Annotated in this window: 11 protein-coding genes; 7 read left to right on the forward strand and 4 right to left on the reverse strand. The window is 64.9% G+C overall.

What is annotated here, in order from left to right; translation table 11 throughout:
* Window positions 1-423 precede the first annotated feature (423 nt).
* A complete protein-coding gene (yihA, locus tag JLK41_RS00620) occupies window positions 424-1,071 on the reverse strand; it encodes a ribosome biogenesis GTP-binding protein YihA/YsxC (protein WP_047584511.1) in 648 nt (215 codons plus the stop codon).
* Window positions 1,072-1,313: 242 nt separating this feature from the next.
* Between yihA and JLK41_RS00625 the strand changes: the two genes are divergently transcribed.
* From JLK41_RS00625 to JLK41_RS00645, 5 genes are all read left to right on the forward strand, one after another.
* Entirely contained in the window at window positions 1,314-1,604 is a 291-nt protein-coding gene (locus tag JLK41_RS00625; RefSeq protein WP_037053953.1) for a c-type cytochrome, read from the forward strand.
* A gap of 51 nt (window positions 1,605-1,655) precedes the next feature.
* Window positions 1,656-2,261 carry a c-type cytochrome gene (locus JLK41_RS00630; RefSeq protein ID WP_037053950.1) on the forward strand — a complete coding sequence of 202 codons (606 nt, stop codon included), beginning with the start codon at window positions 1,656-1,658 and terminating at the stop codon, window positions 2,259-2,261.
* 153 nt (window positions 2,262-2,414) lie between these two features.
* Complete coding sequence (locus tag JLK41_RS00635) at window positions 2,415-3,041, forward strand: thiol:disulfide interchange protein DsbA/DsbL (RefSeq protein ID WP_179553088.1); 627 nt, start codon at window positions 2,415-2,417, stop codon at window positions 3,039-3,041.
* 19 nt (window positions 3,042-3,060) lie between these two features.
* A complete protein-coding gene (locus tag JLK41_RS00640) occupies window positions 3,061-3,933 on the forward strand; it encodes an endonuclease/exonuclease/phosphatase family protein (protein WP_210390136.1) in 873 nt (290 codons plus the stop codon).
* Window positions 3,934-3,938: 5 nt separating this feature from the next.
* Entirely contained in the window at window positions 3,939-5,840 is a 1,902-nt protein-coding gene (locus JLK41_RS00645) for a GGDEF domain-containing protein (protein WP_210390137.1), read from the forward strand.
* Window positions 5,841-5,878: 38 nt separating this feature from the next.
* Here the strand turns inward: JLK41_RS00645 and JLK41_RS00650 are convergent, their stop codons facing one another.
* Entirely contained in the window at window positions 5,879-7,411 is a 1,533-nt protein-coding gene (locus JLK41_RS00650; protein WP_134677567.1) for a nucleobase:cation symporter-2 family protein, read from the reverse strand.
* A gap of 228 nt (window positions 7,412-7,639) precedes the next feature.
* Between JLK41_RS00650 and JLK41_RS00655 the strand changes: the two genes are divergently transcribed.
* Both JLK41_RS00655 and JLK41_RS00660 read left to right on the forward strand, forming a co-directional pair.
* The gene (locus JLK41_RS00655; protein ID WP_037053937.1) at window positions 7,640-8,230 is read left to right on the forward strand and encodes a MarC family protein; all 591 of its coding nucleotides are present in this window, start codon (window positions 7,640-7,642) and stop codon (window positions 8,228-8,230) included.
* Window positions 8,227-9,018 (forward strand): N-acetylmuramoyl-L-alanine amidase, encoded by a 792-nt coding sequence (locus JLK41_RS00660; protein ID WP_037053935.1) that lies wholly within the window; start codon window positions 8,227-8,229, stop codon window positions 9,016-9,018. Before JLK41_RS00655 ends, JLK41_RS00660 begins: the two co-directional genes overlap by 4 nt.
* Here JLK41_RS00660 and JLK41_RS00665 read toward each other — a convergent pair whose 3' ends face one another.
* Both JLK41_RS00665 and JLK41_RS00670 read right to left on the reverse strand, forming a co-directional pair.
* Window positions 9,019-9,423, reverse strand: a complete 405-nt coding sequence (locus JLK41_RS00665; protein ID WP_037053933.1) for a DUF1330 domain-containing protein — start codon at window positions 9,421-9,423, stop codon at window positions 9,019-9,021.
* 117 nt (window positions 9,424-9,540) lie between these two features.
* On the reverse strand, window positions 9,541-9,936 hold the full coding sequence (locus JLK41_RS00670; RefSeq protein ID WP_175254458.1) for a response regulator: 396 nt from the start codon (window positions 9,934-9,936) through the stop codon (window positions 9,541-9,543).
* Window positions 9,937-10,048 lie beyond the last annotated feature (112 nt).

Consider the following 10,048-nt stretch of genomic DNA (forward strand, 5'->3'; position numbering starts at 1 on the left):
GGCCGCTCTAGCTTATGGGTTTCAGGGCATCAAACGACGCTTTCTTATTGCAAATGGTTTTTAAAAAAGCGATGAACTTTCCGCCAGACAGCCAGGTCAGAGTTCGTGAATGGCCGTTAAGCCCTTCAATGCTCCTTTGTTGTGTTAAGTGTTGGCAGACATCTGGACCCCGCCCTAGCGGTTCAGACCTTGAACCCCGAACTTCTCCCTCCCCATACGAAGCTCGGGGTTTTTTTTGCCTGAAAAAAAGCGGCCGCCAGCGGCACTCTGCTGAGCCTCTCCCATTTATCGGAGACGACTGCGTGGATGCAGGGGGATGCCAAAGCCGGGGTGCCCGAAGGGCGGGAACGGGCTTCTTTGAGGCATCCCAGGTCAAAACGGGCGTTGAACGATCTTCTTCAGGTGCCGTAGCTGCAGCCTGACTCAGGCCTCAGTGCCTTCCTCATCTTCTTCCGGCAGCAGGTCCAGCCAGGCGGCCAGCACCATCTGCGCCTCCTCCACGCCCATGCGCTTGGGCGCCGAGAACAGCTGGATGCTGATGCCTTCGCCCCACTCCTTGCGGATCTCCTGACGAACCTTTAGCAGTGCGTTCTTCGCCGCACCGAAGGCCAGCTTGTCGGCCTTGGTCAGCAGGATGTGCAGCGGCATGCCGCTGGCCACCGACCAGTCCAGCATCATGCGGTCGAACTCGGTCAGCGGGTGGCGGATATCCATCATCAGGACCAGGCCGCACAGGCTCTCGCGGCTGCCCAGATAGGCTTCGAGGTGTTTCTGCCAGTGCTGCTTGAGCGGGATCGGCACCTTGGCGTAGCCGTATCCGGGCAGGTCCACCAGGCGACGTTCCTCGTCCAGGCTGAAGAAGTTGAGCAGCTGGGTGCGCCCGGGGGTCTTCGAGGTGCGCGCCAGGCTGGCATGCGTGAGGGTGTTCAAGGCACTCGACTTGCCCGCATTGGAGCGACCGGCGAAGGCGACTTCCAGACCGCTGTCCTCGGGGCACTGATCGACCTTGGCGGCACTGATGAGGAAGCTGGCCTGCTGGCACAGACCGATGATGGGATTCTTCGGGAGCATGGGGGTATCCGGTGGTTGCCGCGAGGCGATTGAGGCGCTCGAGGGCTTGCGACATTTCCGCGCACCTACCGCACGCCAGGTGGCGCGGCAAGCGGCGTCGTTTCCGTTTCAGCGTTGCCAGTATATAATGCCGCAGATTTTGTGTGCGCTTTGTCCCACCCGCAGGAACCCGATTGCTGGGAGCGATTACATCTCTGCTCGATAGAAAGCAGAACGCTCTCTACCCTGATGAGGTTGATCTGATGAAGAAAATGCTGCTTGCAGCTGCCGTGTTGATGCTGTCTTTCAACGGCTATGCTGCTCAGGATCCGCAAGCTGTGTATGACCGTGCCTGTGGTGTTTGCCACAACGGCCAGATTCCCACGGCGCCCAAGAAGGGCGACAAGGCCGCATGGGAGCCGCGTCTGGCCAAGGGGACGGATGCACTGGTGCAGAGCGTCACCAATGGTTTGAATGCCATGCCGCCGCGCGGCCTGTGCATGGACTGCACGGCCGAGGATTACCAGGCGGTCATCAAATTGATGAGCGAATGAGTAAACCCGACCGATAACCCTTTTCTCTCTTAGCCGTAGTTGGATTAGCTGATGAACAAAGTACTCGTGAGTCTGCTGTTGACCCTGGGCCTCACTGGCGTGGCGCAGGCTGCTGGCGATGCCGAAGCCGGTCAGGGCAAAGTCGCTGTCTGTGGCGCCTGCCATGGCGCTGATGGCAACAGCCCTGCTCCAAACTTCCCCAAGCTGGCTGGTCAGGGCGAGCGTTACTTGCTCAAGCAGCTGCACGACATCAAGTCCGGCAACCGCCAGGTGGTCGAGATGACCGGCATGCTGGACAACCTCAGCGACCAGGATCTGGAAGATATCGCTGCCTACTTCTCCAGCCAGAAGATGAGCGTCGGTGCTGCCGATCCCAAGCTGGTCCAGCGTGGTGAAGCGCTGTTCCGTGGCGGCAAGCTGGAAGAAGGCATGCCGGCCTGCACCGGTTGCCACTCGCCGAACGGCGCTGGCCTGGCCGCTGCTGCCTTCCCGCACCTGGGTGGCCAGCACGCGCAGTACGTTGCCAAGCAGCTGACCGACTTCCGCGAAGGCAACCGCACCAACGACGGCGACTCGATGATCATGCGTTCCATCGCCGCCAAGCTGAGCAACAAGGACATCGAAGCGGTTTCCAGCTTCATCCAGGGTCTGCACTAACAGACCGCCGTTGCACTTGGTAAGACAAAGGGTGGCTGCGGCCGCCCTTTTTATTGGGCGCGGTGGCTACAATGGGCGGAACCGGCCCGGTGCCAGCGAGTCATAGTCTCGAATCGCCACTAGGGCGACGCTTTCCAGCCAAGGAGTACCCCCATGCGTAACCTGATTTTCGGCGCCGCTCTGGCGATCAGCAGTCTTTTCGGCCTCAGCGCCCACGCCGAGCCGGTTGCCGGCCAGCAATACGTCGAGCTGAAAAGCCCGGTGCCGATCTCCAAACCGGGCAAGGTCGAGGTCGTCGAGCTGTTCTGGTATGGCTGCCCGCACTGCTATCAGTTCGAGTCGACCCTCAATCCCTGGGTCGAGAAGCTGCCGGAAGATGTCAACTTCGTCCGCGTCCCGGCGCTGTTCGGTGGCATCTGGAACGTGCACGGCCAGGCCTTCCTCACCCTGGAAAGCATGAAGGTCGAGGGCAAGGTGCATGACGCGGTGTTCAACGCCATCCACCAGGAGAAGAAGAAGCTGGCTTCCGCCGAAGAGTTCGCCGACTTCGTCGCCACTCAGGGCGTGGACCGCGACACCTTCCTCAGCACCTTCAACTCCTTCGCCGTCAAAGGCCAGATGGAAAAGGCCAAGAAGCTGGCCATGGCTTACCAGGTCACTGGCGTACCGGTGATGATCGTCGGCGGCAAGTACCGCTTCGACCTCGGCTCCTCCGGCGGCCCGCGTGAGGCCCTCGGTGTAGCCGACTACCTGATCGCCAAGGAACGCGCCGCGCTGTAAGCGGCCGCAGGCGCAAGACATGCTGCGCCGCTGGCGACAGACACGTACGGTTGGCCTGTGCGATCCACAGGTCAACCTGCAGTGTTCGCCACAGGGCGACTGGCCAGCCGACGGCCTGTTGCGCCTGCTCAGTTTCAACGTCCAGGTCGGCATCAATACCCAGCGTTACCATCATTACCTCACCCGTGGCTGGCAGCACCTGTTGCCTCACGCGGGGCGCGCCGGCAACCTGCAGCGCATCGGTGATCTGCTCGCCGATTTCGATCTGGTGGCCTTGCAGGAAGTCGACGGCGGCAGCCTGCGTTCCGGCTACGTCAATCAGGTCGAGTACTTGGCCCAGCAGGGCGCCTTCCCCTACTGGTACCAACAGCTCAATCGCAATCTCGGCCGCCTCGCCCAGCACAGCAACGGGGTGCTCAGTCGTCTGCGGCCGACGCTGCTGGAGGATCATCCGCTGCCGGGGCCGCCGGGTAGGGGCGCCATCTTCCTGCGCCTGGGCGAGGGTGAGCAGGCGCTCGGCGTGGTCATGATGCACCTGGCGCTGGGCGCGCGAACCCGCGTCCGGCAACTGGCCTACATTCGCGAACGGGTCAGCGAGTTCCGCCATCTGGTGCTGATGGGGGACATGAACACCCATGCCGTCGACCTGCTGGAAAACTCCCCCTTGCGCGACCTCGGGCTGGTCGCGCCGCAGGCGCGGGCGACCTTTCCCAGCTGGCGCCCGCAGCGTTGCCTCGACCATATCCTGCTCAGCTCCGAACTGGAGCTGGGTCGCGTCGATGTCCTCAGCCAGGCGATTTCCGATCACCTGCCCGTGGCCGTGGAAATCCGCCTGCCGCAGGCCCAGAATACGGGGCAACTGCCTATGCTGAAGACGCCATCTGCCGAGTGAGCCGTATGAGCGAAGACGCGCAACGCTGGAAAGACAAATACCTGAGTAGCCTGGAGCGCCACGAAAAGCTCGAGCGCCGCTGGGAGTTGCGCCTGGATCTGCTGCGCCGGGGTCTGGTGCGCAGCAGTCTGGCTGCCGAGGGCGCCGACAAGGCGGTCGATCAGTGCATGCAGGAGATGCGCGATATCCTGCGTCGCGATGACATGGACGCGGCACTGGGTGGCCTGATCCCACGTCTGGAAAAGGCCGTGCTGGAATCCGAGCAGCGCCGTCAGAAGCGCGCTGCGGAGGCGGCCACTGCGCTGGCGCGCCTGGTCACGCAGTTACAGGACCTGGAGCCGCCCCGCGAGGTGCGCAAGGCGCTCAAGGCGCTGGGCAAACAGCTGGACGAGGCGGCCAGCCATCAGTACCTGCTGCCGGCCCTGCTCAGCCAGTTGAGCAATCTGCAGGCGCAGGCGCTGGCCGTGCAGCAGGCACCTGCGCAGGACCAACCCGGTTTGCTGCAGCGCCTGTTCGGCTCGCGCAACGAGAGTGCCAGCGACGCGCCCGTGACACCGGCGCCCGCACCCGCCGCCGATGTGCCGCCAGCGGCAGAGCCCGCCGCGCCGACGCTGCCTGTCGACGAGCCCTTGCCGGCCGCGCCTGCGCCTGCGTCAATTCCTGCACCTGCACCTGCACCTGCACCTGCACCTGCACCTGCACCTGCACCTGTCGCCGAGGCCGCTGCCGGTGCGGCGCCGGTGCGTCAGGAGGCCGCCGAGGTGCCGGCGGTACTCGACAGCCTGCCGGTACCGCCTGGCCTGGTCCCGCTGGATGACGAGGGTGATGGCCCGTTCTCCCTGCCCAGCAGCGAGCCGGGCTACAGCGCCGTGGCGCCGCATATCGCCAACAGCCTGCGCAACCTGCTCGACGAGCTGGACCTGCCGGCCAGCCACCTGCCGCAGGGCGAAGCCTTGCGCGAACGCCTGGAGGGCAATCTCAACTGGTACGAACTGGTGCCGGTGCTGGACGACCTGGCGGTGCTGCTGCTGGCGATCAACAACGGCGGCCAGCGCGAGTTCGCCGGCTACCTGAAACAGCTCAACGAGCGCCTGGCGGCCTTCATTCAGACCCTGAGCGAGGCACACGAGGGCTACGGCGCTTCGGCGCAGAGCGCGCGCAACTTCAACCAGCAGTTGCAGGATCAGGTCACCGACCTGCAGAACAGCGTGCAGGAAGCGGTCGACCTGGACGCGCTCAAGCAGGCGCTGGAACAGCGCCTGGAAGGTCTGCTGCAGAGCGTCAGCAACCATCAGCGCCAGCGCGACAGCGCCGAGGACGATGTCGCCGAGCGCTTGCAGGGCCTGGTCAAGCGTGTCGCGGAGATGGAGAGCGAGGCGCAGCAGTTCCGCGCGCACATCGAGGAACAGCGGCAGAAGTCCCTGCTCGATCCCCTGACCGGCTTGCCCAACCGCGCCGCCTGGAGCGAGCGTCTCGAGCTGGAAGTCGCCCGTCGCCAGCGCTATGGCGGCCAGTTGCTGATGGCGGTACTGGACATCGATCACTTCAAGCGGATCAACGATGGCTACGGCCATCTGGCCGGGGATCGGGTGCTGAAGATCATCGCCGGTGAGTTGAACAGGCGCCTGCGCAAGACCGACTTCATCGCGCGCTTCGGTGGCGAGGAGTTCGTCCTGCTGGTACCGGCGACGCCGCTGGAGGGTGGCTTGCAGCTGCTCGAAACCCTGCGCAGCGCGGTCGAGGCCTGCCCGTTCCACTTCAAGGGCGAGCCGGTGACCATCACCCTCTCCGCCGGCATTGCCGAGTTCCGCGATGGTGAATCGGCCGAGACCACTTTCGAGCGCGCCGACCAGGCGCTGTATCGTGCCAAGGGTGCTGGCCGCAACCGGGTCGAGCAGGCCGCCTGATCAGTGAAGAGGCGGCGCTGCCTCGCGCGTGCGTCCCGCTAGGACGGTAGCTTCTCCTCGCTCCTGCCTGTCGCCGGGGTTGCCTCGGCGGTCCGTGGCCGAGGCGCGTGAGCCGCGTCCTCCTGCAACGGCACCTCGATGCCCTGTGCGTCGTACAGCTTGCCGCCGATGAAGTGATCGCCCTCGTGCAGGGCGGCGATGTCCTGGTAGCGCAGGCTGCGCTCGGTGCCGGCGACGAACACCGACTGCTGATCGGAGTTGCCGGCGGTGAAGTGGTTGAACAGCAGGTTGAGCAGGATGGCCATGACCGCAGCCGAGCTGATGCCCGAGTGGAAGATGGTTTCGAACCAGGCCGGGAAGTGGTGGTAGAAGCTCGGCATGGCGATGGGAATCATGCCGAAGCCGATCGAGGTCGCGACGATCACCAGGTTCATGTTGTTGCGATAGTCGACCTTGGCCAGGGTGCGGATGCCGCTGGCGGCGACCGTGCCGAACAGCACCAGGCCCGCACCGCCGAGCACCGAGGTGGGCACGGCGGCGATCACCCGACCAATGACCGGCAGCAGGCCGAGGGTGACCAGGATCAGGCCGCCGGTGGCCACCACGTAGCGGCTCTTCACGCCTGTCACGGCGACCAGCCCGACGTTCTGCGCGAAGGCGCTCTGGGTGAAGGAGCCGAACAGCGGCGCGACGACGCTGGCGATCATGTCTGCGCGCAGCCCGTTGCCGAGGCGCTTGGAGTCGACCCGGGTGTCGATGATGTCGCCCACCGCGAGGATGTCTGCCGAGGTCTCCACCAGGATCACCATCACCACGATCAGCATCGAGATGATCGCCGCCACCTTGAACACCGGTACGCCGAAATGCAGCGGCGTCGGGAAGGCCAGCAACGGGCCCGCGCCGACGCGGGAGAAGTCCGCCATGCCGAATGCCAGGGCCGCCAGGGTGCCGATCACCATGGCCAGGAGGATCGACAGGCGCGAGATGCTGGCGCTGCCGACCTTGCTCAGCAGCAGTACGGTGGCCAGGGTGAAGGCGGCCAGGCCGATGTTGGCCATGCTGCCGAAGTCCGCGGCCTGGCTGTTGCCGCCCATGGCCCAGCGGGCCGCGACCGGCATCAGGGTCAGGCCGATGGTGGTGATGACGATGCCCGTCACCAGCGGCGGGAAGAACCTGGTGATCTTGGAGAAGACCGGCGTGATCAGCAGGCCGATCAGCGCGGCGCCGATCACGGCACCGAACACCACCGGCAACCCCCCTTCGCCGCCGTTGGCACCGACTATGGCGACGATGGTGGCGACGCTGGCGAACGACACGCCCTGCACCAGCGGCAGCTGGCAGCCGAAGAACGGCAGGCCGAGCGTCTGCAGGAGCGTGGCGGCGCCACCGACGAAGAGCGAGGCGGCGATCAGCAGGCCGATGTCGGCCGGCGTCAGGCCGGCCGCCTGGCCGACGATCAGGGGCACGGCGACGATGCCGCCGTACATGGTCAGTACGTGTTGCAGGCCGTAGAGCAGGTTGGAGCCAAGACCGAGGTTCTCGTCCTCGGGGCGCTGGGCGGGGGAGGTCATGGGAAGCTACTCGCTGTTGTTCTTGTTGGGTCAATGTATACATTTTATGGGTTAAAAATCTAACTATTTGTATACATTTCTACGAGTGGTCTTTGTCAGGACGCCTCCCCTCGATCCGGTCACGAAGTTGCTTCGCTCCGGCCTGGCGCCCGCAGGCGGACCGTTACGTCCGCTCGCACCCGCCTGGCGCAACCCCTAGACTATGCGCACTAGCCACTGGAGGCGCCTATGGACATCTTCAGCATCGCCGTGCTGATCTTTCTGGTCACCGACCCCTTCGGCAACATCGCCATCTACATCGCTGCGCTGAAGAACGTCGAGCCTCGTCGGCGTCTGTGGGTGGCCGCGCGCGAGCTGCTGTTCGCCCTGGGACTGTTGCTGTTGTTCCTCACCTTTGGTGACAAATTCCTCACCGGACTCGGCCTGTCGCGTGAGGCAACCGCCATCGCCGGCGGTATCATCCTGTTCGTCATCGCCATGCGCCTGATCTTCCCCAGCCCGCAGGGGCTGCTCGGCGATGTACCGGATGGCGAGCCGATGCTGGTGCCGCTGGCGACGCCGGCCGTGGCCGGGCCCTCGGCCCTGGCGGTGCTGATGACCCTGCGCAACACCCATGTCGGGCCGATCTGGGAGCTGTATCTGGCCTTGATCCTGGCCTGGGCGGCGACGGCGTTCATTCTCCTGCAGGCTTCGTTCCTGCAGCGTTTTCTTGGTAATCGCGGGTTGATGGCAGTGGAACGGCTGATGGGCATGCTGCTGATCATGCTCAGCGTCGACATGCTGCTGGACAACCTGCAGAGCGTATTCGGTCACGCATGAAGTCTTTCTGCCTCGCTTTAATCGCTGTTCTGCTCGCGGGCTGCACGGGCGGCCTGCGCATCGATGACAGCCACACGGCCACTGGCCAGAACAGCCGCGTGCAGTACGTGGTGCTGCACTACACCTCCGCCGATCTGCAGCGCTCGCTCGACCTGCTGACGCACACCGAGGTGAGCAGCCACTACCTGATCGGCGATGCCCCGGCGACCGTCTACCGCCTGGTGGACGAGGACCGCCGCGCCTGGCATGCGGGGGTCAGCGAATGGCAGGGGCGCACCTGGCTGAACAGCACGACGATCGGCATCGAACTGGTCAACCAGGGTTATTACCAGACCGCTGCCGGGCGCTACTGGCAGCCCTTCTCGGCGCAGCAGATCGACAAGCTGATCGTGCTGCTCAAGGACATCGTCAAGCGTCACCAGTTGCCGCTGGGCTCGATCATCGCGCACAGCGACGTGGCGCCTCAGCGCAAGGTCGATCCGGGCCCGCTGTTCCCCTGGAAGCGCCTGGCCGACGAGGGGCTGGTGCCCTGGCCGGACGAGGCTGCGGTGGCGCGTCAGCAGGCGCTGTTCGCCCTCAGTCTGCCCAGCGTGCAGTGGTTCCAGGAGCAACTGGCGCGCAACGGCTACACGGTGCCTCGGCAGGGTGAGCTGGACGAGGCGACGCGCAATGTCATCGCCGCCTTCCAGATGAAGTACCGCCCGGCCAACTACGATGGCCAGCCCGATGCCGAGACCGCCGCACGCTTGCTGGTGCTGAACCAGCAGAACGCCGCCCGCCGGGAGTGATCAGGCCGGTGTCGTGCCGATCAGGCGCGAGTCGGCCAGCGCGGCACTGCGATGCACCGTCGCGGCCTGGTACTCGGGGTCGGCGAGCATGGCGAGAAAGGCGCTGGAGGATGGATAGCGCACCAGCAGGACCTGGTCCCAGTGCTCGTCGTTTGGCGCGATGACGGCGACATGGGCCGTGCCCAGCCACTGCACTTCGCCACCGACGCCGCGCACCTTGGCCAGCGCCGTACGGCTGTATCGCGCGTAGGCCTCGCGCCCGCTGCAGGGCGTCTCGTCACTGCCCGAGGGGTAGTTCGCCTGGGGGCTGAAACGCAGCAGGTTGAGCATCACGATCGGCGTATCGGCCGGCATCGCTTCGGCGAATGCGCGCATCTGTTCGCGGCTGGGGTTGAGGCTGGGCATGGCGACTTCCTCGGTGGCTGATCGAGTCAGCCTGGAGGTGAGTGGTGCCGGCAGGCAAGCGCTATCGATGAGGATGATGACCGACGATGCATGGCAGCGCCTGCCGTCGTCGCGGCCTCAGGCTTCGAGCAGCTCGCTCAGGCGGCTGGCCAGCAGCGCGAAGTCGTAGGGTTTTACGATGCTGGCCGTGGCGGCCCCGGCGTCGCGGCTGCGCACTTCCTCCAGCAGTTCCCGCTCTGCATAGCCGCTGGCGAACAACACTGGCAGGGTCGGTCGCACCTGGCGGGCGTTCTGCACCAGTTCGCGGCCGTCCATGCCGGGCAGGCCGATGTCGCTCATCAGCAGGTCGACGGCCAGGTCGCCGCGCAGCAGTTCCAGTGCGCTGGGGGCGTCGCGCAGGGCATGGACGCGATAGCCGAACTCTTCGAGAACCTCCACGGTCAGGTGGCGAACGACGTCATCGTCCTCGACCAGCAGAATGGTCTTCTCGGCAGCGGAATCGGTCGCGGTCATGGGGCTCTCTGTTTGGGCGCGCAGAAGACGCAAATGTTTGGCAAACTTCCGGGTCTGCACATGGTCAGTTTGCCACAGGCCACCTCCCACTATAAGAAGCAGCGAGACAATC

The sequence above is a fragment of the Ectopseudomonas khazarica genome (genome assembly GCF_017915135.1).
Taxonomy (GTDB): domain Bacteria; phylum Pseudomonadota; class Gammaproteobacteria; order Pseudomonadales; family Pseudomonadaceae; genus Aquipseudomonas; species Aquipseudomonas khazarica.

Bases quoted from the DNA above. Each gene is read 5' to 3' on its own strand.
- yihA (WP_047584511.1), bottom strand. From the start codon at position 1,071: ATGCTCCCGAAGAATCCCATCATCGGTCTGTGCCAGCAGGCCAGCTTC.
- JLK41_RS00625 (WP_037053953.1), top strand. From the start codon at position 1,314: ATGAAGAAAATGCTGCTTGCAGCTGCCGTGTTGATGCTGTCTTTCAAC.
- JLK41_RS00630 (WP_037053950.1), top strand. From the start codon at position 1,656: ATGAACAAAGTACTCGTGAGTCTGCTGTTGACCCTGGGCCTCACTGGC.
- JLK41_RS00635 (WP_179553088.1), top strand. From the start codon at position 2,415: ATGCGTAACCTGATTTTCGGCGCCGCTCTGGCGATCAGCAGTCTTTTC.
- JLK41_RS00640 (WP_210390136.1), top strand. From the start codon at position 3,061: ATGCTGCGCCGCTGGCGACAGACACGTACGGTTGGCCTGTGCGATCCA.
- JLK41_RS00645 (WP_210390137.1), top strand. From the start codon at position 3,939: ATGAGCGAAGACGCGCAACGCTGGAAAGACAAATACCTGAGTAGCCTG.
- JLK41_RS00650 (WP_134677567.1), bottom strand. From the start codon at position 7,411: ATGACCTCCCCCGCCCAGCGCCCCGAGGACGAGAACCTCGGTCTTGGC.
- JLK41_RS00655 (WP_037053937.1), top strand. From the start codon at position 7,640: ATGGACATCTTCAGCATCGCCGTGCTGATCTTTCTGGTCACCGACCCC.
- JLK41_RS00660 (WP_037053935.1), top strand. From the start codon at position 8,227: ATGAAGTCTTTCTGCCTCGCTTTAATCGCTGTTCTGCTCGCGGGCTGC.
- JLK41_RS00665 (WP_037053933.1), bottom strand. From the start codon at position 9,423: ATGCCCAGCCTCAACCCCAGCCGCGAACAGATGCGCGCATTCGCCGAA.
- JLK41_RS00670 (WP_175254458.1), bottom strand. From the start codon at position 9,936: ATGACCGCGACCGATTCCGCTGCCGAGAAGACCATTCTGCTGGTCGAG.